The sequence below is a fragment of the Curtobacterium sp. ODYSSEY 48 V2 genome (assembly GCF_023712625.1).
Taxonomy (GTDB): domain Bacteria; phylum Actinomycetota; class Actinomycetes; order Actinomycetales; family Microbacteriaceae; genus Curtobacterium.
Window position 1 is genome coordinate 253,267 of record NZ_JAMAXX010000006.1, and the last position, 22,850, is coordinate 276,116.

The 22,850-nt window shown below is 69.0% G+C and carries 13 protein-coding genes; 8 read left to right on the forward strand and 5 right to left on the reverse strand.

What is annotated here, in order from left to right; genetic code table 11:
• Nucleotides 1-10: 10 nt before the first annotated feature.
• The 4 genes from pstC to M3666_RS11400 form a co-directional block, all read right to left on the reverse strand.
• Nucleotides 11-961 carry a phosphate ABC transporter permease subunit PstC gene (gene pstC / locus M3666_RS11385; RefSeq protein WP_251155255.1) on the reverse strand — a complete coding sequence of 317 codons (951 nt, stop codon included), beginning with the start codon at nt 959-961 and terminating at the stop codon, nt 11-13.
• Nucleotides 962-1,138: 177 nt separating this feature from the next.
• Nucleotides 1,139-2,245 carry a phosphate ABC transporter substrate-binding protein PstS gene (locus M3666_RS11390; RefSeq protein WP_251155256.1) on the reverse strand — a complete coding sequence of 369 codons (1,107 nt, stop codon included), beginning with the start codon at nt 2,243-2,245 and terminating at the stop codon, nt 1,139-1,141.
• A gap of 409 nt (nt 2,246-2,654) precedes the next feature.
• Nucleotides 2,655-3,602, reverse strand: a complete 948-nt coding sequence (locus M3666_RS11395; protein WP_066656734.1) for an NUDIX domain-containing protein — start codon at nt 3,600-3,602, stop codon at nt 2,655-2,657.
• Nucleotides 3,599-5,764, reverse strand: coding sequence for an RNA degradosome polyphosphate kinase (locus M3666_RS11400; RefSeq protein ID WP_251155257.1), 2,166 nt, complete (start codon nt 5,762-5,764; stop codon nt 3,599-3,601). The genes M3666_RS11395 and M3666_RS11400 overlap by 4 nt, the downstream gene beginning before the upstream one ends.
• A gap of 252 nt (nt 5,765-6,016) precedes the next feature.
• On the opposite strand from M3666_RS11400, the gene M3666_RS11405 reads away from it, so the two are divergent.
• From M3666_RS11405 to M3666_RS17100, 6 genes are all read left to right on the forward strand, one after another.
• Nucleotides 6,017-6,298 carry a hypothetical protein gene (locus M3666_RS11405; RefSeq protein WP_058740961.1) on the forward strand — a complete coding sequence of 94 codons (282 nt, stop codon included), beginning with the start codon at nt 6,017-6,019 and terminating at the stop codon, nt 6,296-6,298.
• Nucleotides 6,299-6,412: 114 nt separating this feature from the next.
• The gene (locus M3666_RS11410; protein ID WP_251155258.1) at nt 6,413-11,716 is read left to right on the forward strand and encodes a DUF6531 domain-containing protein; all 5,304 of its coding nucleotides are present in this window, start codon (nt 6,413-6,415) and stop codon (nt 11,714-11,716) included.
• Nucleotides 11,717-11,739: 23 nt separating this feature from the next.
• The gene (locus tag M3666_RS11415; RefSeq protein ID WP_209685398.1) at nt 11,740-12,174 is read left to right on the forward strand and encodes a hypothetical protein; all 435 of its coding nucleotides are present in this window, start codon (nt 11,740-11,742) and stop codon (nt 12,172-12,174) included.
• Nucleotides 12,175-13,077: 903 nt separating this feature from the next.
• Complete coding sequence (locus M3666_RS11420) at nt 13,078-13,539, forward strand: hypothetical protein (protein ID WP_209685399.1); 462 nt, start codon at nt 13,078-13,080, stop codon at nt 13,537-13,539.
• 2,029 nt (nt 13,540-15,568) lie between these two features.
• Entirely contained in the window at nt 15,569-16,201 is a 633-nt protein-coding gene (locus M3666_RS11425; protein ID WP_251155259.1) for a hypothetical protein, read from the forward strand.
• A gap of 23 nt (nt 16,202-16,224) precedes the next feature.
• Nucleotides 16,225-17,226, forward strand: a complete 1,002-nt coding sequence (locus M3666_RS17100; RefSeq protein ID WP_251155260.1) for a DUF3592 domain-containing protein — start codon at nt 16,225-16,227, stop codon at nt 17,224-17,226.
• 120 nt (nt 17,227-17,346) lie between these two features.
• On the opposite strand, the gene M3666_RS11435 is transcribed toward M3666_RS17100, so the two are convergent.
• On the reverse strand, nt 17,347-18,312 hold the full coding sequence (locus tag M3666_RS11435) for a hypothetical protein (protein WP_251155261.1): 966 nt from the start codon (nt 18,310-18,312) through the stop codon (nt 17,347-17,349).
• 276 nt (nt 18,313-18,588) lie between these two features.
• Between M3666_RS11435 and M3666_RS11440 the strand changes: the two genes are divergently transcribed.
• Nucleotides 18,589-21,396 carry a hypothetical protein gene (locus M3666_RS11440; RefSeq protein WP_251155262.1) on the forward strand — a complete coding sequence of 936 codons (2,808 nt, stop codon included), beginning with the start codon at nt 18,589-18,591 and terminating at the stop codon, nt 21,394-21,396.
• Nucleotides 21,393-22,835, forward strand: coding sequence for a hypothetical protein (locus M3666_RS11445; RefSeq protein ID WP_251155263.1), 1,443 nt, complete (start codon nt 21,393-21,395; stop codon nt 22,833-22,835). The genes M3666_RS11440 and M3666_RS11445 overlap by 4 nt, the downstream gene beginning before the upstream one ends.
• The last annotated feature ends 15 nt before the right edge of the window (nt 22,836-22,850 follow it).

Genomic DNA, 22,850 nt, shown 5'->3' on the forward strand with positions numbered 1-22,850 from the left:
GCGTGACCTCTCAGGAGACCCGCTTGCGCACGATGTAGCGCGCCAGCATGTTGATGACCAGGGTGATGACGAAGAGGATCAGGCCCGACGCGACCAGTGCGTTCAGGGCCGTGCCCGACGCCTCGGCGAACTGCAGGGCGATGTTCGCCGCGATCGTCGAGGGGTTGAGCGACGTCAGCATCTGGAAGGTGACGTTCGTCGAGACCGACAGCACGAGGGCGATCGCCATCGTCTCGCCGAGCGCACGACCGAGGCCGAGCATGATCGCCGAGACGATGCCGGACTTCGCGAACGGCAGGACGGACAGGCGGATCATCTCCCAGCGCGTGGCGCCGAGGGCGAGCGCGGCCTCCTCGTTGAGGGTCGGCGCCTGCAGGAAGATCTCGCGCATCACCGCGGTCATGATCGGGATGGCCATCACCGCGAGGACGATCGATGCGGTCAGGATCGTGCGGCCGGTACCGGACACCTGGCCGGAGAACAGCGGGAACCAGCCGAGGTACTCGTTGAGGAAGCCGTAGAACGGCTTGAGGAGCGGCGCGAGGACCACGATGCCCCAGAGGCCGTAGACGACCGACGGCACCGCGGCCAGCAGGTCGATGACGTACCCGAGCACCGGCGCGATGCGGCGCGGTGCGTAGTGCGAGATGAAGAGCGCGATGCCGAGGGAGAGCGGGACGGCGATCACGAGCGCGATGAGTGCCGAGTAGACGGTGCCGAAGACGAGCGGACCGACGTAGACCCAGAAGTTCGAGGAGTTGTTCGGCAGCTCACCGACCTTCGCCGAGAAGGCCGGGAGGCTCTGCCACACCAGGAAGGCGGCGACGAGCACGAGCACGAAGAGGATCAGGCTGCCGGCGACCACCGAGGCGGTCGAGAACACCCGGTCGCCGACGCGGACGACGGCCTTCGGCTTGGCGGGGGAGACGGTGGCCCCTGGCTGGGCCGGTGCGGTCGTCATGGGACTCCTGTCGGAGGGGAGGCCGGGCTCGTGGAGGAGCGACCGGGGGAGGCGACGGGGTGGTGCTGGTGAGGCCGGGCGTACCCGGTGGTGCTGGTGCTGCGTCCGGGCCGGACGGGCGAGAACCCGGACGCCGGTCAGGGTGGGTGGGACCGGCGTCCGGGTGCTCAGCGGGCCTTACTTGATGGAGGCGACGGCCTTCGCGGCCTTCTCCGACAGGTCGGAGGAGAGGGCGGCCGACTTGGCCTCCTTCGCGGCGGCCTCCTGCGCGTCCTGCGTGACGACGTAGTCGAGGTAGCCCTTCACGAGCGCACCCTTGTCGGCGTCCTTGTACTCCTGGCAGGCGATCGCGTAGGAGACGAGGACCAGCGGCCACGCACCCTCGGCGGTGTCCTTGCGGTTGATGTCGATCGCGAGGTCGTTCTCCTCACGGCCCGAGACCGTCTCGGAGTCCGCGACGACCTTGGCAGCACCCTCGGCCGAGATCTCGGTGGCCTTGTCGCCGACCATGAGCTTCGCCTTGTCGAGGTCACCGGCGCCCGAGTCGTCGATGTAGGTGATGGCGTTCGAGGCGCTGGCCATCGCCGAGGCGACGCCCGAGGTGCCCTTGGCCGAGTCGCCGACCTGGTAGGGGAAGGTCTGGCTGGGCTCTTCGGTCCAGACGTCCGACGCATTCGCCGAGACGTACTCGGAGAAGTTCTGCGTGGTGCCCGAGTCGTCCGAGCGGTGGATCACGGTGATGTTCGAGTCCGGCAGGTCGACGCCCTTGTTCAGGTCGGCGATCTCCGAGGCGTTCCACTTGGTGATCTTGCCCGAGAAGATGCCCGCGATGGTCTTCGCGTCGAGCGTCAGGTCGGAGACGCCGTCCACCTTGTAGGCGATGGCGATCGGGGAGATGTAGACCGGGATGTCGATGGCCTTGTCCGTGCACAGGTCGAACGAGCCCGAGAGCTCCTCGTCCTTCAGTGCAGCGTCGGAGCCGGCGAAGTCCGCGGCACCCGAGATGAAGTTCTTGCGACCGGCGCCGGAGCCGTCCGGCGAGTAGTTGACCGTCACGCCGGAGGCGACGTTCTGGAAGTTCGCAGCCCAGGTGGCCTCAGCGGTCTGCTGCGCCGACGAGCCGGAGCCGGTCAGCGTGCCCGAGAGCTTCGAGTAGTCGGTGCCCGAGCTCGAGGTCGGCGCTGCGGCGTCGCCGCTGCCGCTCTCGTTCGCCGCGCAGGAGGACAGCACGACGGCGCCGGCGATCGCGATCGCTGCGATCGAACCGATTCGCTTGATGTTCAACAGGGGTCCCTTCGGGAATGTCAGTGCAGGCGGGACCGCTGCTGGTCCCTCGGGCCGGTGCTGACCCGGGAGTGACTGTAGGGACGCGAGGTGACGGGGATGACGCTCCTCGGTGAACGGGAGGTGAACGAGGGGTTGTCCCGGCTCGGGTGCCGGACGACCGAGCCGTGGTGGGTGCAGGATCGGGTCACCGTGCGTGGGTGAGACCCATGCAGGTGCATCGGTTCACGCGGCGGCGGCGCGGGTCGGATCGCCGCGCCGAGCGCTGGTCCGAAGGGTCTTCGTCGTGGACTGTCCGGAGGCGCGGCTCACGACCGTCGCGGAGCCCGGCCTGGAGGCGCGGCTCACCACCGCCTCGGTTCTCGGCCTGGTGTTCACCGAGCGGACGGTCGTCTCCGCCCCGGTCGACTCAGGCCGGGACGGTGTTGCGGTGCGTCTCGACGGCGACGAGCTTCTCGCCCGCGATGTGGAGCACGGCGAAGTCCCCCACCGAGAGCATCGCGGCGCGGCGCAGGTCGAAGCGACGACGGTCGTCCGCGGTCGCGGAGGCGATGCGGGCGATGATGTCCGGCAGCACCGGACCGTGGGAGCAGAGCACCGCGGACTTGGCCTTCGCGATCCGCTTCTGCACGACGCCCTTGACGTCTGCGGCTCCGCGGTCGTGGGCGTCCTGGCTGATGTCCGTCGTGCTGGAGACACCGACCTTCGTGCGCGCGGAGAGCGGCTCGACGGTCGCGAGGCACCGCGCCGCCGTACTGCTGACGATCTTCTTCGGACCGAACGCCGCGACGGGTGCTGCGACGGCCTTGGCCTGGGACCGTCCGACCGGCAGCAGCGGGCGGGTGGCGTCGGGGCCGTCCCAGTCCGAACCGGGCACGGTCTTCGCGTGCCGGAGGGCGATCAGCGCGAAGGTCCGGTGCTCACCGGCGGCGACGCGGTCGGCGAACCGGTCGAGGATCGCCACGTCGCGCTCGTACGTGAGCCGTGCCCGTGCCTGGTCGACGGTCACCCACTCGATCGCGGCGACCTCGTCGTTCGGACGGAACTTGCCCGCGCGGTCGTACTCCTTCGAGCCGACGCGGGCGGCCCAGTAGTGCACGACCTTGTCGCGACCGCTCGGGAGCACGTACTCCGCCGTGCCGAGCGGCGCCCCGAGGTGCACGCGGTAGCCGGTCTCCTCGTCGATCTCCCGGACGGCGGTCGTCGGGATGCTCTCGCCGGGGTCGACCTTGCCCTTGGGCAGGGAGACGTCCTGGTGGTGGTCCCGGTGGACGAGGAGCACCAGCGGTACTCCGTCCCGTTCACGCCAGACGACCGCGCCCGCCGCGACGACGGGCCCCGTGGGGCCGCCGCTCACCGAGCCGAACGCTTCCGGGCCGAGATCTTCCGCATGAGCACATTCTGCACGTCGTCGAGCGGGCGGCCGTCCGGGTCGGTGGAGCGGCGCGTCCACTCGCCGTCGGACTCGAGGTGCCACGAGCTCGTCGTCTCCGCCATCGCCAGGTCGAACATCTCCTCGACCTCGGCCACGTGTGCCGGGTCGGTGAGCCGGACCAGGGCCTCGACGCGACGGTCGAGGTTGCGGTGCATCATGTCCGCCGAGCCGATGAACACCAGCGGGTCGCCGTCGTTGTGAAACGTGAAGGCCCGCGAGTGCTCGAGGTACCGGCCGACGACGCTCCGGACACGGATCGTCTCGCTGACGCCTTCGATGCCCGGCTTCAGCGAGCAGATGCCGCGCACCCACACGTCGACGGGCACACCGGCCTGGCTCGCCAGGTAGAGGGCGTCGATGATCTGCTCGTCGACCATCGAGTTGACCTTGATCCGGATGCCGGACGGCTTGCCGGCGCGGGCGTTCGCGGCTTCGGTCTGGATGCGCTTCACGAGCCCCTTGCGCAGGTGCAGCGGCGCGACGAGCAGGCGCTTGAACTTCTTCTCGATCGCGTAGCCCGACAGCTCGTTGAACAGGCGGGTGAGGTCCTTGCCCACTGTGTCGTCCGCGGTGAACAGCCCCATGTCCTCGTAGATGCGGGACGTCTTCGGGTTGTAGTTGCCGGTGCCGATGTGGCTGTAGTGCTTGAGCGTGCCGCCCTCCTGCCGGATGACGAGCACGAGCTTCGAGTGCGTCTTCAGTCCGACCAGGCCGTAGACGACGTGCACGCCGGCCTTCTCGAGCTTGCGCGCCCAGGTGATGTTGTTCTGCTCGTCGAACCGTGCCTTGATCTCGACCAGGGCCAGGACCTGCTTGCCCGCGGCGGCGGCGTCGATCAGGGCCTCGACGATCGGGCTGTCGCCGGAGGTGCGGTAGAGCGTCTGCTTGATCGCCAGGACGTTCGGGTCGGCGGCCGCCTGCTCGAGGAACGCCTGCACGCTCGTCGCGAAGGACTCGTACGGGTGGTGCACGAGGACGTCGCGCGAGGCGATGGCGCGGAACAGGTCGGGCTTCGTGTTCGGCTCGCCGGGCTGGAACTGCACCGGCGTCGTGGGGACGTGGCGCGGGTAGTGGAGGTCCGGGCGGGCGATCTTCGCGATCTCGAACAGCCCGCCGAGGTCGAGCGGCGACGGCAGGCGGTAGACCTCCTGCTCGGTGATGTCGAGCTCGCGCACGAGCAGGTCGAGGGTCACCGGGTCCATGTCCTCGGTGATCTCCAAGCGGATCGGCGGACCGAAGCGCCGCCGGAGCAGCTCGCGCTCGAGCGCCTGGATGAGGTTCTCGGCCTCGTCCTCCTCGATCTCGACGTCCTCGTTGCGGGTGACGCGGAAGACGTGGTGCTCGAGGACCTCCATCCCCGGGAACAGGTCGTCGAGGTGGTTCGCGATGAGGTCCTCGAGCGGGATGAAGCGCATGCGCCCGGATCCGTCGTCGGGCAGCGCGATGAAGCGGGAGAAGTTCTGCGGCACCTTGAGGCGCGCGAACTCCTGCCGCTGGGACTTGGGGTTGCGGACCCGGACGGCGAGGTTCAGCGACAGCCCCGAGATGTAGGGGAAGGGGTGTGCCGGGTCGACCGCGAGCGGCATGAGCACCGGGAAGATCCGCTCGTTGAAGTACTCACGCATGCGCAGGCGGTCGGCCTCGTCGAGGTCGGACCAGTGCTCGACGTGGATGCCCGCGGCGTCCAGGTCGGGCTTCAACGACTCGATGAAGGCGGCGGCGTGCCGGTCCTGCAGCTCGTGGGCCTTCGCCGCGATGTCGCGCAGCACGTCGCTCGGTGCTCGCCCGACGTTGGTCGGGACAGCGATCCCGGTGTCGATGCGACGCTTGAGGCCCGCGACGCGCACCATGAAGAACTCGTCGAGGTTGGACGCGAAGATCGCCAGGAAGTTGGCGCGCTCGAGGAGTGGCTGCGTGCGGTCCTCACCCAGCTCGAGCACGCGCTGGTTGAAGCGGAGCCAGCTCAGCTCGCGGTCGAAGTAGCGGTCCGAGGGCAGCGACTCGTGCTCGATCTCGACGACCTCGTCGAAGTCGTCGAGGTCGGGAGCGACGGATTCGCCGTCGAGCTGCGGTTCGGTGTCCATGCCGACATCCTGCCACCAGCCCCCGCTGCCCGGAGGAGCACAGGTGGCCGCTGTGGAAACCGAGCGTGAACGACCCGCCTGTGCAGGGGCGTCTGCCTGCCGCGCCGGGCGCACCCCTCGAAGTGGGGGAGGAAACGTCACGATATACGGACGGTGACATTGCCGGGCTTCGCGGGTATGGTGGGCGGCGTTCAGGCCTCCGGGGGGATTCCACTGCGCGGGGGTGCAGGTACGAAGAGAATGAGGTTGACCATGTCGCGTGTCCTTTCCACCGAGCAGGCGAAGTCCGCCATCCGACAGATCCAGTCCATCGTGAACGGCGGCTTCACGGACCAGATCTCGCAGCTCGACGCCCAAGGGCGCATCCTGTCCGACTCGAACGTGTGGGACGGCCCGCTCGCCTCGACGTTCCGGGGGTCGACCTGGCCCGAGACCAAGGCTGCCCTCGACAAGGCGAAGACCGAGCTCGAGCAGCTCCGCACGCAGCTCGACAAGATCTCGCAGGACATCTTCACCGCGGGTGGCGGCGCGTAAGCACCCACCCCACGCCCGGTCCGCCGTCTCGGTGGGCCGGGCGTTCGCGGTCGGGGGGCCGACCGCACCACGAGAACGACCAGAACGAGCTGCGACACATCCGGGGGATGCACCATGGCCGACCTGCACGGCAACGAGCCCGTCGAGTTCGACAACGCGACGGCTGATGCGCTGATCCACGCGCTGAACGGTTCTGCTGAGTCCATCGACGGACAGAGCGGGAGCCGCACGTCCTACGTGACCACCGCGGCGCAGGAGTTCCGCGGGCACTTCTCCGACCTGTTCGCGAGCAACTCGGACAAGGCGCACAACGACGGCAGGACCATCGCCGACAACCTGCGGACCGTCGCGACATGGGTGCAGCAGATGAAGGAGGCGGCCGAGCGCGAGAACGCACGCCGCAAGAAGGCCCGCGACTGGTACGAGGAGCACGAGGACCGGAACTTCATCGAGTGGCTCGGCGACAGGTTGCACGGTGCACCCCAGCCGCCGGAGGTCCACCACGAGGCAGCTCCGACGTTCCGTCCCGCAGGCGGCCCGAGCACCGCGCGCGACACACCGACCCCCGGCTCGGGCGGTGGTGGCGGCGGTGGTACCTCGTCAGCGCGCCCGGCTGATCTCCGTGCGTTCGCTACCGGCACGCGTTCTCTCGACCAGGCGCTCGAAGGGAAGCCGGCGCAGCTGCGGGGCAAGCTCGCCGAGTTCGCCGCGCGTTGCTCGTGGGGTCACATCGACGCGGGCGGACTGGTGAACGCGTTCGACAAGTGGCTGCAGGCGAACAGCCAGGACGCCACCTGGGCCGACACCGTCGCGGATGCCTTCACCGCGGCCGGCGGCGAGGGCAACGTCTCGACGGTCGCGGACTCCGCGCTCGCCGCGGCGCTCGCAGCCGCCGGGGTCTCCGAGACCCGCCAGGACCTGCAGTTCGAGCCGCCGTCGGCGTACGGCGCCCAGCCCACGACGGGCTTCTCCATGGACCCGGTCAACACCACGACCGGCAACTTCCTCGAACCGGAGCTCGACCTCGGGTTCAGCGGCGCCTCGGCCTCGCTCGAGGTCACCCGCATGTACAACTCGCTCGACGAGCACGTCGGGATCTTCGGCCCGGGCTGGTCCTCGGTCCTCGAGACGCGCCTGCTCCTCGACGACGAGGGTGCGACGTTCGTCGGCGCCGACGGCCGTCAGATCCGCTTCCCGCGTTCCGGCGAGGGCTGGGACCGCGGGGTCGGCGAGAACCGCTGGCTCGCCGCAGAGGGCGACCTGCTCGTCGTGCGCGACAACGCCGGGGTCCGGATCGACTTCACCCCGTCCGGTCTCTGGACCGGGCAGCGCGGCGGAATCGGAACGGCGGTCCGGGTCGTCCGCGACGCCGACGACCTCGTCGTCCGCCTCGAGCACGAACGCGGCCGCTGGGTCGAGATCGAGCACGTGGACGGGCGCGTCGCGGTCCTCCGGGCGTCCGACAGCCGGCGGGTCGAGTACGGCTACGACGACCACGGGCGGCTCGTCAGCGTGACCGACCCCGTCGGTACCCGCCGCTACGGATGGAACGACGACGACCTCATCGTCACCGTGACATCGGCTGCCGGGGTCGTCGAGGTCGACAACACCTACGACGACCAGCGCCGCGTGGTCGAACAGGTCAGCCCGCAAGGCCGAGCGGTGCGCTTCGCCTACCTGCCCGGTCGCGTCACGGTCGTGTCCGACCACGACGGCTCGCGCGCGAACTCCTACATCGCCGACGCCAAGGGTCGGCTCGTCGGGGTCATCGACTCCGACGACCGACGGCAGTCGATGAGCTACGACCGACACGGCAACCTGGTGTCGACCACTGAGCGTGACGGCTCCGTCACCGTGCACGCCTACGACGACCGCGGTCGGAAGACCCGGACGGTGACCCCCTCCGGCGGTGACGTCACCTACGGCTACGACGACCAGGACCGGGTGACCACCGTCGTCACCGAGGCCGGTGCGGTCGTGTCCTACGAGTACCGCGGCGACGACCGCGACCCGTCCGTCATCGTCGATCCGGTCGGCGGCCGCACCGAGCTCACGTGGACGGACGGGGTCCTCACCCACGTGGTCGACCCGACCGGGGTCGTCCTCGACCTCGCGCACGACGAGTTCGGCGAGCTGGTGGCGACCACGAACGCGGTCGGGGACACCGCCCGGATCGAGCGTGACGCGGCCGGTCGTCCGGTCGCCGCGGTCAGCCCGTCCGGCGCCCGGACCGAGTACCGCTGGGACGCCGCGGGGCTCCTCGTCGAGCGCCGCGACGCCGACGGAGCGGTCTGGCGGTACGAGCACACGGCCGGTGGGCGCGTCGCATCGATCACCGATCCACTCGGTGCCCGCACCACCTTCGAGTACGCGGCGAGCGGCGAGCTGGCGACCACCGTCGACCCCCTGGGTCGGCGGGTAACGCGGACGTTCGACGACCAGGGGAACGTCGCCGCGCTCGCCCTGCCGGGTGACGCGGTCTGGACGTTCGCGCACGACGGGTTGTCGCGCCTCCAGGCCGTCACCGACCCGACGGGCGCGACGTGGCGGCGCGAGTACGACGTCAACGGCGGCCTCGCCGCGACCGTCGACCCGACCGGCGTCCGGCAGGAGGTCGCACGGGACGTCGCGACCGGCGTCGCGACCCTGCGTGATGCGTTCTCCGCGACCACTGTCCGCTTCGATGAGTTCGGGCGACCCGTCGAGCAGACGAGTGACGAGACCGGTTCCGAGCTGGTGACGTACGACGCAGCTGGTCGGCCCGTCGAACTCGTCGACGGCGAAGGCGGCCTGACGCGCATCGAGCGCGACCTGGGCGGGCGGGTGACGGCGATCGTCAGTCCGTCCGGCGCCCGCTCGACCTACGAGTACGACGCTTGCGGGCGCCTGTCCGCGGCCGCGGACGCAACGGGGGCGCGGACGACACTCACGTACGACGCGGACTCCCGCGTCGTCGCCCGCACGTTGCCCACCGGCGAGGTCGAGGAGACCACCTACGACGCGGTCGGCCGCGTGGTCGTGCGGACTACGGCGGGATCCGGTACGAGCCGGTACCGCTACGAACGGGCCGGGAGGCTCGTCTCCAGCCACGACGCACGCTTCGGTCACCGACGGTTCCGCTACGACGCTGCAGGGCAGCTCGTCGAGGCCGTCGACGGGCTCGGGGGCGCCACCCGCTTCGCCTACGACGAGCGGGGCCGGCTCACCGAGGTCACGGACCCCGCCGGCGGTGTCACGCGGCGCCGGTACGACGGAGCAGACCGCGTGGTCGCGGTCGTCGACCCGCTCGGCCGTGAGACGACGGCGCGGTACGACGCGGCCGGTCGCCAGGTGGAGCAGACCGACCCTGAGGGGCGCACCACCAGCTGGACCTTCGACGCTGCCGGCCGCTCGACGAAGGTCCTGGTCGACGGTCAGCTGGTGAGCGAGACCCGACGCGACGCCGTCGACCGCACCGTCGTCGTCACCGACCACACCCGTGGAGCGGGTCGGACGGTCGACCACGAGCTCGAGTACGACCGCCGCGGGCTCCTCGTTCGACGGAGCCGCGGTGGGCGTTCCGTGCGGTGGGAGTACGACGCCGACGGCAACCGGACGGCGCGAACCGATGCCACGGGTACACGGACCGAGTGGCGCCGTGATGCAGCGGGCCGCGCCGTCGCCGTCGAGCGACAGGGGCTCGCCGCGGCGACCTTCGCCTACGACGCAGCCGGGCGGATCGTCCAGGCGTCCACCGGCGACGTCGTCCAGTCGTGGTCGTACGAGCGCGGCGCCCTGGTCGCCCACACGACGACGACGCCCGAGGGTGCGACCGTCACCAGCATCGAGCGCGACGCCCATGGCCGGATCGTCGCGCTCGACGGGCCGGACAGTCGTGTCGAGTACGCGTACGACGACGCCGGGCAGCTCGTCCGCGCGGGCGACTCCGCGTGGGAGTACAGCGACGGCGGGCGGCTGCTCCGCGAGGTCGTCAACGATGCCGAGACGACCTTCGAGTACGACGCGGCCGGGCAGCTCGTCGCGTCCGTCCGGAGCGGGGAGCGGACGGAGTACCTGTACGACGGACTCGGTCGACGGGTACGTCGCACCAACGCCGACGGGTCGACCGCCGAGTACGCGTGGTCCGATCTGGGTTCCCTGACCGCCATCGTGTCGCGCGATCGCTCGTACGGCGAGACCGGCCGGTTCGAGATGTGGACCGACGTGCTCGGCGAGCTCGCTGAGGTCGGCGGAGCCGAGGTGTGGTGGGACTCTGCTGCGCCGCTGCCCGCAATGGTGACGATCGGCGGGGAGAGCGTGCTCGACCTGCCGGGCGGCGCGATCGCCGTGGGTGATGCCTGGTCGATCGCAGGCTGGCGGAGCGCTCGTTCCACGGACGCTTCGGACCCATGGGCGGTGCTCGCTTCGGTCAAGGGGCCGGCCCTGCCCACTGGTGTCGCGCTCACCGCTGCCGGAGGGCTGTCGATCGCCGGGCTGGAGTGGCTCGGGGCGCGCGTGTACGACCCCGTGGCGCGAGGCTTCCTGTCGACGGACCCGCTGGAGCCCGTGCTCGGTGCGGCGTGGGCGGGTAATCCGTACTCGTACGCCGGGAACGACCCGATGCACGCGATCGACCCCCTGGGGCTCCGACCGGCGACGGATGAGGACCTTGCGGCGTACCGGGATGCGAACCAGGGCGTCATCGGCGCAGTCCGGAACTGGGCTGACGAGAACTCCGAGCTGATCTCGAACATTGCCATCGGTGTCGGCGTCGTCCTGGCGGTCGGCGCTATGTTCACCCCTCTGGGACCCGTTGTTGCACTCGCTGTCGCAGCAGGATCTGGAGCAGCGTTGGCCGGAGGATTCTCCATCAAGAAGAACCGAGGACCGGACGGGCGCGTCGACTGGGGCAAGGTCGGTCAGGACACACTCGTCGGCGCAGCGGCCGGTGCCGCCGGTGGCGGCGCGGCGATAGGTCTCGCGAAGGCCGCGCCGGCCGCTTCGCTCGCGCTCGGGTCAGGTGCCAGGGGTGTGGCGTCTCAAGCGTTCTCGTCCGCAGGCCGTGGCGCGATTGCGTCTGGAACCTCAGGCGCTGTCAACAACGTCGGGGACTACTACTTCAACGACGAGATCAAGGACAAGAACCCGCTCGGGTACGCAACGGCAGCCGCGACAGGGTTCGGCACCGGAGCAGCGTCCAGCATCGCTACGGGACGTCTCTCAGGATCATTCGTCAACAGTTTCGGGATCACGTCCACGGTCGGAAGGGAGATAGCAGGCAACGCCGTCTCGAGCGGTGTCGGCGTCGTGTCGTCCGAGGTGAACGAAGCGATCCGGCCTGGCGGCGACCCCTCGCTCGGAAACATCATCCAGACCTTCACGACCGGCGCAGCGCAGGGTGGTGACGGCCCGACGGTCGGGGTCCATCGGAGATGGTGAGAGCCGGAAGGTACGGTGTTCGCATGACCGGGAAGTCGACTACTGCGGCGAGGAAGAAGCGTCCTGTCGTCGGGATCGCCATCGTATTGCTGCTGTTCGTCGTTCCAGGGCTGCTCTTCTTTGTGATACCCGTCGGGATCACGGCGTACGACGACTCGCATCGGATGCCGATCACGTGCACCGTCCGTAGCGCCGTCACCGGAACGGAATCGAGCGGCTCGTTCAAGGGGGGCGGTGCGTCGGGGCCTCAGGTCGTTGTCGTGACCGAGCAGTGTGGCAAGATCCTGCTCCAAGACGGCATCAATTCCTCGAACGCGGATGCCGTCGCGAAGGAACTGTCAGATGCCGACCTCGTGCGTTTCAATGTCGGCGATGCGGCATACCGACTTCGCGCCCAACTTGCACTTTTTGGCGTGTCACCGACTGCCTACAGGTTCGACGTCCTCAACGGCAGCTGATGCGCGCGGGAGCGCATGACGGACCGTGACGAACACGCGGAGCCGACCCAGACGTGACGGTGGCGGCGTCCGGCAGCCTCGGGGTGCTGATCGCTTGCGGAGTGCTCGTCGTTGTCGGCACTCTGATCCCTCTCCTCTTTGCTGGTAGGGCTGCTTCCAAGGTGCTCGCGTACGTGCTGATAGGGCCTCTTGTGGCCATAGCCGTGGCGGCTGGAGGGGGCGCCGCGTTGGCCGGGGGCATGTCGATCCAGTCGAACAAGGGCAAGGACGGCAGAGTCGACTGGGGGCGCGGTGGGAGTTGACACACTCATCGGCGGGGCAGCCGGTGCTCTTGGAGGCGCCACGTCATTCGGACTGTCGAAGGCAGTACCTGCGATGGCTCGATCGAGCGTCAACATTCTCGCTCGAGCGGGCAGCTCGCGAGTTTCGGGCAGGCGGGTCAATCGGGAATCTCGAGTGCTGTCCAAGGAGCGGGATCGAACGCCGCAGACTACGGAGTCAACACTGGCTGGAGCGGTGACGCTGGGGGATACTTTGCTGCGGCTGGGACCGGAGCCGCAACGGGGGCGGGGTTCAGTGCTACCTCAAGCGTTCTCTCGCCGAAACTTGGTTCGGCAATGATCCAAAAAATGGACCTTGCGAAGTACTTCTCCTCGAACGCGGGACTTCACATCGCTTCGTCGGGGCTCAGCGCGGGCACGCAAACCGCCAATGCTTTGGCTACGAACGCCTTCGACTCAGTTGCTGGAGGGCTCAGCAGCATCGTCAATGAGCCAATCCGGCCCGGAGGGGACACCTCGGGGGACAATATCGGCCGGTCGTTCGTCAGTGAATTCATCGGTGGGGCCGAGGGTCCTGACGTGCACTCGCGAACGGGGCGGCACGTAGGATGAGGCCGGATCGATGGCCGCCCTTGGGTCGAAGGAACAAGAATTGGTTGAGCCTCAAAGGAAGTTGAGGGCTCAGGTAGCCCGCAACCGCGTCGTCGGCGTACTGATGCTGCTGGTGTTCATCATTCTCCCGATCGTGACCTTCGTGTTCGGTCCTTCGATAATGAGTAGATATGACCAGCGCCATATGATCATGATTACCTGCTATGTCGCGGCTGCTAAAGGCGAGATTATGTCATCTCGTTCGACGAAAGGTGCAGGAGGATCGCAGGCGCAGGTCTCGTTCGACACGCGGTGTGGCAACCTTCTTTACCAGGATGGCGTGACGCGTCAGAACATGAGATCGATCGCTGCCTCCGTGTCCCCGGGAACGCCGTACCGCTTCCATGTCGGAGAAGGTTCGTTCAAGCTTCGGGCGGTGCTCAGTCTTTTGAAGGTCGCACCCGTGGTGCAGGACTACAGCAAGGCGGATTGATCCTCATCATCTCAGCCCGAGGAGGCTTTGAAGGTGGACCGAGCGCCTCAGCCGAGATGGCGTGTGACTCTCGGCGTCACAATGAGTCAATTGAGTGAAGACCTGATATTCGAATATGGTGGAGGCGGGAGGAGCGGCGTCCGAATGACTGGGAGGTGGCCTGTCGCGGCGAGGGAGAAGCGTCCGGTCATGGGGATCACCATAGTATTGCTGCTGTTCGGAGCGACTCGGCCAAGGGTGACGCAGTCCGTGTAGCGAGGTGGACCCGTGACACACAGTAGGCTGGCGCCTGGAGCTGCGCCGGCGTCGAAGGGAATCAGCCGTCAGGGGCCGAACCATCTTTGCGGTAGCGATCGCGCTCATCCTGGCCGTGGTGGCATTCTTTTTCTTCGGACGAGGATGGATTGCGTCCTACGACAAAGAGCATCCTGTCGCTCTCGACTGCAGGATCTCGAGCGCGAAGGCCTCAGCAGTTTCGACGCACTCGGGTCGAGGTATTGGGTCCTTCACTGATCAGGTCGAAATTCAAACCTCGAATTGTGGTCACCTGGTCCTCCGGGACGGGATCACGAGTGAGAACAGTGACGAGATTGCCGCGAAATTCCAGGTGGGCAATACGTACCGGATTACGCTGGGCGAAGGTTCTTTGATTCTGCGACCGCTGTTATCGATTCTCGGGACGGTCCCCGAGGTTCGAGGGTACAAGCGGATGTAAGGTCCTACCCTGGGTCGTCGAGAACCTGGACATCTAAGGAGTCTGGTCGACCGGGAGGTGGGACGACGGTACTCCAGACATCGAAATTTCCGAGCGCTTTGTTGCCCTCGTTGAGGACGCGCGGAGGCTGAATAGTGCGCTCGAGGCGAGATATTAAGAGCGTTCGGAACGTGCTTAGCAACGGGTATTGGGTCCTTCGCCGATCAGGTTGACATTCAGACCGCGCGAATTGTGATCACCTCGTCCTTCGGGACGGGATCACGAGTGAGAACAGTGACGAAGTTGCCGCGAGATTTCGCTTGGGCAAATCGCAGGTTGGCGGAGCGCTCGTTCCAAGGGCCCTTCGGACCCGATACTGGTCGCAGGTGCCGTGATCGGAGGACCTATGAGCACGAATGACGAGGAGGTGTCCCGGCTTTGCGAAGAGGTCAGCGGTTACCTGCGTGGAGCACGCCATGACGAGGCCGCTCGCTGGTATGAACAACAGGCGCGGGCGCTCAGGAACGACGTGGGGACTGAACGAGCAGCGCTGATCCGGGCAATACACGAGTCGGTCTCGGCTGGGGCTGGAGGTCCACTTGGTGTCGTGTTGACCGATGGCGGAGGGAAGGCTGATGACGAGGCGACAACCAGGTACAAGGGCGCTCTTGATCGTCTGTTCCGCTTGACTACGCAGTCGCGCTGGCGTGATTGGTTGCGAACCTGGACGGGATGACGGCGAGCGATCATCGAGGAGAACCCATTCGTCTACGGCGCGCCCGTCACCTCCTCCGTACGTATCCAGGATCGGTGCCGACGATCACACAGTCGACATCTGGCGGGTCAACGACGTGCTGACGGAAGTGGCTCGTCAATGTGACCGACGCGCAGTTGCGGTACCGCTTCCGCCGACCCGGATTCTCTCGCGGCGACACGCTGTTGAGCAGAGCAGGTTTGACAGGCCTCGGAAGGACCTCGGCGAGCTTTGATCGCGAGGGCCGACTCGTCGTCTTCATGGCAGCAGCCCCGGTCCTACCCGCGGTTGTGGCCTCCTTCGTGACAGAGGAACTGCTGACATGGGCCTGGGCGGCTTGCGTAGGCGATGCGACTCGGTGCGGTGGCGCTGCCGCGATTGACCGTGAGGGACCGGGGGCAGGGTCGGAACCCCAGCCTGATACGTTGGATGCAGGCGCCGGTAGTGCTGGCGCCTGACATCGAGTACCGCGCACAGGGGGCGCCGGCGCTCGAGGGGGCGTGAGAAGCCGGCCGCGTGTCGGCCGGAGCACGGAACTTCGGGGACGTCCGGCGCGCGAGTGCTGACCGCGAAGGACCATCATGACGACGCCGAACAACGGGCAGCCCGGCGACTGGCAGCCGAACAACGGGCAGCCGGACCAGCATGCGCCCGGCTTCCAGCAGCCGAACCAGCAGCAGGCGCCCGGCTTCCAGCAGCCGGGCCAGCAGGCACCCGGGTACCAGCAGCAGCCCTACGCCGGCGCGAGCGGGAGCGTTCCCCCCTGGCAGCCGCCGACCCCGGAGAAGAAGGGGAAGAACGTCGCACTCCGGATCCTCATCCCGGTCGTCGCCGTCATCGCCGCGGTGGGTGCGTCGCTGGGTGTCCGCGCGTTCTTCAACGCCACCGCCGAGCCCTCGCCGTCGGCCCTCGCGACCGAGGCGGCGAAGCAGGTCAACGAGAACTACACCTTCCCGCTCGAGCTCGACGAGGTGACCCGCTGGGACGGCGTGACGGCCGACGGCGCGCAGCTCGAGTACGCCTACACGATCGACTCCTCGGTCGATCCGGCGAGCCTGACCGCGGCGGACCTCAAGTCGTCGGTCGTGTCGAACGTCTGCCAGAAGAAGGAGTCGCGCGACCTGCTGTCGAAGGCGATCGTGATGCGCTACTCGTACGTCTTCGACGGCACGGACCGCACGATCGACTTCTCGGTCACCAGCGCCGACTGCTGACCCCGGGCGGAGGCTGAGGAGGGGTGACTCCTGCACGCCGGGTCTTCCATGCGCTTCTCGCGGCGGTGGCGCTGACCAGCAGCGGGCTCATCGAGCTCGGGCACTTCGGCGTCCCGGGCTGCGCGTTCGCCGTCGTCACCGTCCTCGGACTCGGCTACGGTGCGGCGCTCGTGCGCGTCGGCGCAGCGGGTTGCCTCGTACCGACGGTGCTGTTCCTCGGGAGCTTCGTCGTGCTCGGCGTCCTCGTGGACCACGTGTCGGGCTGGGGGCCGCTGCAGTACGGGTGGCTGCCCGCGGTGCTCGCCGGGGCGCTCCTCGCTCGGGTGCTGTTCCCGGACGTCGGGGCGAGGCGGCGCAAGGAGACGGCGGGCCGCGGGCTGCGCACAGCGGGTGGGCAGTGGCTGCGTGAGCTCGGCCCGTTCATGCTGTGCACGGGTGCGTTCTGCGCCGCCGCGCTGGGGGCGATCCTGCACAGCGAGGGCGACGAGGCACTGCGCTACGACGACGCTCTCCGACGGACCGGTGTGATCGTCACCGGCGAGGTCGTGCACGTCGAGCGTGTGCACGTCACCGGGTACAAGGGGCGAGGACACAGCGAGTACACGCCGGTGACGCGACAACGGTACGAGGGCGTGGAGTACGAGACGATGCTCGACGAGTACACGGTGTCGAGCGATCCAGACTTCTATTGGGTCGGACAGCGCCTGCAGATCATGGTCGACCCGGACGATCCGACGACCGCCGGCGTCCGGTCCGAGGAGCTGCACGGGATGTTCGCGCGGAACGTCGACGACGGTCGCAACTACGCATTCACCGCGCTGCCGCTGCTGGCTGTGGGCGCACCGCTCCTCGCGGTGCAGACGGTCGAGGGCATCATCCGGAGGATCCGCACCAGGCACAGGCGGCGGTGGGCGAGAGCCAGGCGACAGGTGCTCGCCGCTCGACGGCGCGCTCGCCGTCTGGCCGCCGGTGTCGCGTCAGCCCACCGCGCTGGATCGTTCCCGCCACGCACCCCGACCGAGTGACCGCGCGACCGTCACCTGAGCAGCACGCGACAGCAGGAGGCGATCGCCCCGACGGAGCGGCCGTCCGTCGGACCGGCACCGCGCCTCCAGGCCGGGTCGTGCGGGATCAGCCGCCGGCGGTCAGCGCGGGAGCCCGCTCACCCACGCGCGGAACGTGACGGCATCGCTGTCACGGAGGACGACTGCCGGTGCGTCCTGCGCGTCGTACAGGAGCGCGAGGCTCTCCGGCGGCAGACCGGCCAACTGCCGACCCCCGAGCGACGTCGGGGCGACGAGCGCCGGGCTGGCGAGGAACGCGAGGGGCTGCGAGTCGGATTCGACGACCCCTGTCCTGCCGTCGATGAGAGCGCGGACCTCTCCGGGGTGCAGCGCGACGACGTCGCCACCGACGAACAGTCGGATCACCGGACGCAGGGGACCGCCGGGACCGAGCGGGGCGGTGGTCCAGTCGGCGCTGCACGCGATACCGCGCCAGGGTGGGATGGGGACGCCGTTCGGTCGGAGCGCTGCTTGGGCCGTCGCGCGGGGACGGACGACGCGCTCCTGCAGGTACGCCTCGAGCTCTGCGTAGCCGCGGGCCAGGCCCATGACGGAGAAGAGGCGCTTCCCGGTCGCGTCACGTGCCTGCAGGCCGCCGTACTGGTTCGCGATCGGCAACACCGCCGCAATCTCGGCCAGGTCGACGCGACGCTCCTGGTGGAGGCCCTGGCGGACCAGCAGGTGGTCCTCCATCGCGAGCACCCGAGTCCGGCGCATCGAGCGGGAGAGCACGATGCCTCCGATGCCGGCCAGCAGGAGGACGATCGCCATGACGACGAGGCTGGGTTCGACACCGGTCGAGATCGTCGTGGCGGCGCCGAGCGCCAGCAGGGCTCCGACCACCAGGAAGAGGATGGCGACCACGCGGATGAGCACCCACTGGAAGGTCCGCAGGCGCACGGTGACGAGCGCACCGCCCTCGTTCGGCAGCGGCTCCCCACGCTCGCGCCGCCGTCGGTCGCTGTGCTTGGTCGCCGCCGTCACGGATCTCGTGATGACGAACGCCGCCACCATCGCGATCCCCGCGGACGTGATCGTGACCCACATGTGTCGTCCCCCTCGTGCTGCGGCCCCTGGACCGAGTGGCCGACCGCCACGTTCGGGACGGTCGACCACTCGATCATGCATCCCCGACCACCGGATGGTGTTCGGTGATCCCCCCAGGGTGCGTTGTGCAGAGTATCAATTCCAGCAGGCCCCGCAAGTTCGCATGTCGCCGTGCTGTGGCTCGAACGGGGGTGGTCTCCTCCTGTGGAGGACGGAACCTCACGGTATTTCAGCGGCTAGGATCGACCACGCAGTCGATTCTTGAGGGGGACGATCGTGATGTTGACGCGCGCCGGGGGAACCGGGAACCGGCAGGGGAGCCGCATCGCGGGAGTGGTGGCCGTCACGGGCGCACTCGCGCTGGTGCTCGCCGGGTGCACCGCCGACCAGGACCAGGTGACGGATCCGTCACGCGTGCTGCAGACGGTGGACACGACGCTCACGACGAACGGCGCCGTGAACGCGATCTCGGACACGACGATCTCGGTCGCCGGAGAGCGCTCGTCCTCGAAGACCGTCGACCACGACGTGCAGGACGCGGCGGGGGACCTGCCGCTCCGGATCACCACGCAGTACACGACCGACAAGCGCTCCGGGACCGACCTCGCCGACCTCGACGGGTACTCGGGTCGCGTCGAGATCGACGTCACCGTCGAGAACCTCACGGTCCGGTCGCAGAACCTGTCGTACGACGTCGCAGGGGCCTCCCGTTCCACGCCGGCGCTGGTCGGCGCACCGTTCAGCGTCGCCGCGTCGACCGTCCTCGACGGGGTCGCACCGGACCGCATCGTGACCGAGTCCGTCGACGGCGGCGCGTCCACCGACGGCGTCGTGAGCACCAACGCCTCCGGTGACGCAGTCGTGCAGTGGGGCCGGCTGCTGGCGCCGCCGACGTCGGGAGCGAGCAGCACGCTGCACCTCGTCGCCGACGTCCGTGACTTCTCGACGCCCGCCATCGACGTCGCGGCGCAGCCCGGGCTGACGACCGACCTGTCGACCAGCGGCGTGATGAACGGGGCGTTCGGGTCCGAGACGGACTCCGAGCTCGCCCTGCAGCGTCGCACGATCGACCTCATCGCGCAGGTCAACGAGGTCCTCGCCCGTGCCGGCGGGACCATCACCGAGGTCCGCACGAACCTCGAGTCGACGTCCGAGACCCTCGGTGTGCGGACGGCGGAGCGGCTGCAGGAGAGCAGCGCGTCGCTCGCGAGCACGATGCAGTCGCTGTCGGGTGAGCTCGGTTCGCTGAACGGTGACCTCGGCTCGACCGTGCAGGCGACGCAGTCGACGGTGCTGCAGCAGCTGCAGCAGACGACGGGCAGCCTCGACGCGCTGCTCGGGGACACGTCGGCGACGGTACCGAAGGCGGTGCTCGACGGTGAGGGATGCAACGCGGTCCCGCAGACCGGTGCAGCGGGCTCGAGCGTCTACGGGAACCTGCTGCGCGTGTCCGCGCAGCTCGAGGGCTACGCCGACGCGAGCGAGGCGTGCAAGCAGCAGGCGACGAGCGACCTGGCAGCATCGATCGGTCCGGCTGAACCGACGGACGCTACGTGCCCTGCAGAGTCGACTTCGTTCACGTGCGTACTCTTCCTGTCCTCGAAGGACATCACCGCCAGCGCCGTCCGACTCGCGGACACCGGAAAGGCGCTCGCAGATTCGCTCCAGACAGACAAGGCAGATGCTGCCGTCGCCAAGGTCGCAGCGCTGCAGAAAGCGCTCGCGGGCCTCGCTTCCCAGGCTGGTTCCGCATCGGGGTCGCTGAACGGTTCTCTTGGCGAACTCGACAAGAGCATCGGGGCCGTCGAGCAGAGCATCGGTGTCCTCGGCGACGACGTCGATGCGGTGCACGTGAAGGCTGCCGCAGCTCGGGACGTCATCGGAGTTACGGAGGACTCGTTCCCCTCGAGGTCGATGCAGGCGCAGAACGCGGCACTCGCTGATGCCATCTGTGCGCTGGTCACGAAGCGAGAGGACGAGGACGGCCCCGACCTCGACCTCGACCTCGACCTCCCGATCATCGACGGCCCGACTTCTGGTCTCACCGAGGAGCAGGCGGACGATCTTCGGGCGTACTTGACGGCAACCCCCTGTGATGAGTCCGAGGACGGCCCGGGGCCGCAGAAGCCACCGGCCCCCTTCTCCGCGCCCATGGACCAGCGCCTCGCCGAGCAGGCGGCAGCATGGGGCGAGATCGAGCAGTCCACCGACGTGTCCAACCCCGACAGTGCATTCGGTCGAGCCTTCGTCGAACTGCGGAACCGCATCGCCGCAGTGCGCTCGGCTGTGGAGGCCGTTCGACGGGCTGGATCCGACGACGCCGGCGCCGCGGCTCAGCTCGACCAGTTGAAGACCAACATTGAAGCCGCAGTCGCACAGTCGGACGCTGTCGGCGCCGACCTCGGCGCGCTCAAGGAACAGCAGGACAAGGTCAAGGACGAGCTCCGCAAGACGGCGGACGACCAACAGAAGGGCGTCGAATCGAGTGTCCGGGCGCTGCTCGACGAGCGTGTGACGGATGTGTCGAAGTCGGCGTCGTCGAACGCGTCAGAAGTCCGCGACGCGTTCGACAAGTCCATCGCCGGGCTCCGGTCCACGGCTGACGACGTGACGAAGCAGTCGAAGGGCACCATCGACGAGCAGAAGGGCTCGCTGCAGGAGCAGAGCAGCAGCCTCGCCTCGTCCGTGGACGAGCAGACCGCGGCGAGCCTCCAGCGCATCGACGCGAGCACCAGCGCCTCGGTCCGCGACGTCGAGGGCGCCAGCACGCTGCTCACCGGCGACCTCAACCGCGTGATGCTCGACCTCGGCGACCGCGCGGTCAACGGCTCCGGCATCCTCGGCGCGATGGCCACGAGCGCGGCGAAGTCCGACTCCGCCGACTACCAGCTCGCCCTCGCCTCGCAGAACGCCTCGGGATACGCCAACGTCCGTGCCGAGGACGTCGCGGGCATCCTCCTGCAGCAGCAGCAGTTCCGCGCCTCGCTCGACCGCGCGGCGAAGCTCCCCGCCTTCCGTCTCGACGTTCCGTCCAGCGCGACGTCGACGACGCTCTACGCCTTCCGGATCGGAGCCGAGCGATGAGCCACGTGCAGGACCACTCGACCGAGGCGGCCGCAGCGGAGCCCGCGGAGACCGCAGCGCCCGACGCCGCCCGGACCCGGAAGCGCCGCCGCACCGCGATCATCGTCGCGGTGGCCGTCCTCGTGGTCGCCGCCGTCGTCACCGCGCTGCTCGCGGTGCGTGTCTCGGCCTCGACCCCGGCCGAGGCGGTCTCCGCGACGGCACCGGTGCCGATCAGTGTCGCCCACGTCCCCGACGGCACGAAGATCGGCGTCGTGGTCACCCTCGGTGACGGCGAGGGTGCACAGTGGGACGACGCCGCGCAGGGTGCCCTGGTGGCGCAGCGTCGCCTGGAGCTCGGCGGCACGGACGTGCAACTCGTGACGAAGAACGACGGCGGATCGACCGACGGCGCACGGAAGGCTGTCGAGGCCCTCGCGTCCGACGGCGTCTCGGGCATCGTCGTGGCCACGTCCGGCGACCACGTCGGTGGTGCGTTCACCGCGGCGGCCGACGCCGGCATCCCGGTCGTCGCACCGTACGCGGCCGGCGCGGACGACGCCTGGTCGACCGCGCCGTCGACGGAGTCCGTCGCGACGGCGCTGCAGGACGCGCTCGGCGACGCCGCGTCGCCGCTGCTCGTCGACCTGGGTGGCGGAGCGCCGTCCGGTGTTCGGTTCGCCCACGTCCTCGACGCGACGAGCGCGCCCGACCTCGGCGCTCTCGCCACCACCGTCGCGCAGCGCACCGGCGCGGCGGCGGGCTCCACCGACGCCACGACGGCCGACGACCAGGCTGCAGCCGAGCAGGCCGGAGCCGAGCAGGACGGGGACGAGCAGGTGGCACCCGACTCCGACGCCGTGGTCGTCAGCGGTCCGGCCGGACGACAGGGAGCGCTCGTCGCCGCCCTCCAGGAGGCCAACGTCACCGCTCCGGTCGTCCTGACCCCCGAGGCCACCAGCCCCGCCTTCGCGGCTGCGCTCGCCCAGGCGGGCGGCAGCCTCAGCGGCGCCTTCCGCACCGTCGGGGTCGAGACCGACGACGCCCGTGCCCTGTCCTCGGACGCCGAGGGCCGCGCCATGTCGGCGTTCCTCGGCGGCGTGCGGGTCCTCGCCGACGACGCGGACGCGAAGAACCTCACCGGCGACCGGTCGTTCGCCTCGGTGGCGACCGTGGCCGACGCCCGCAGCCACGACGCCGTCGTGGCGCTCGTGACGGCCGTCGGGACGGCCCGGAGCACGGACGCCGCCGCGGTGTCGGACGCGTTGGCCCGGCTCGACCTCGGGGCCGGAGACGGCCTCGCAGGCCCGGCACTCGACTTCGGCTCGCGACAGGCCCTCGGCGATCCCGCCGGCGTGCTCGCCGCCTCCGCGCAGGACCTCGGGCTCCGCCCCGCCGCTGCGACCGAGGACGACGGGGCCACGCCCGCGCTCGTCTGGTTCTCCGACTCGACCGACTGACCCCGTCCCACCTGC

Excerpts from the sequence above, each read along its gene's own strand:
- M3666_RS11435 (WP_251155261.1), bottom strand. The coding sequence starts at position 18,312 with ATGTGGGTCACGATCACGTCCGCGGGGATCGCGATGGTGGCGGCGTTC.
- M3666_RS11425 (WP_251155259.1), top strand. The coding sequence starts at position 15,569 with ATGACGACGCCGAACAACGGGCAGCCCGGCGACTGGCAGCCGAACAAC.
- M3666_RS11420 (WP_209685399.1), top strand. The coding sequence starts at position 13,078 with ATGGCCGCCCTTGGGTCGAAGGAACAAGAATTGGTTGAGCCTCAAAGG.
- M3666_RS11445 (WP_251155263.1), top strand. The coding sequence starts at position 21,393 with ATGAGCCACGTGCAGGACCACTCGACCGAGGCGGCCGCAGCGGAGCCC.
- M3666_RS11405 (WP_058740961.1), top strand. The coding sequence starts at position 6,017 with ATGTCGCGTGTCCTTTCCACCGAGCAGGCGAAGTCCGCCATCCGACAG.
- M3666_RS11415 (WP_209685398.1), top strand. The coding sequence starts at position 11,740 with ATGACCGGGAAGTCGACTACTGCGGCGAGGAAGAAGCGTCCTGTCGTC.
- pstC (WP_251155255.1), bottom strand. The coding sequence starts at position 961 with ATGACGACCGCACCGGCCCAGCCAGGGGCCACCGTCTCCCCCGCCAAG.
- M3666_RS11410 (WP_251155258.1), top strand. The coding sequence starts at position 6,413 with ATGGCCGACCTGCACGGCAACGAGCCCGTCGAGTTCGACAACGCGACG.
- M3666_RS11400 (WP_251155257.1), bottom strand. The coding sequence starts at position 5,764 with ATGGACACCGAACCGCAGCTCGACGGCGAATCCGTCGCTCCCGACCTC.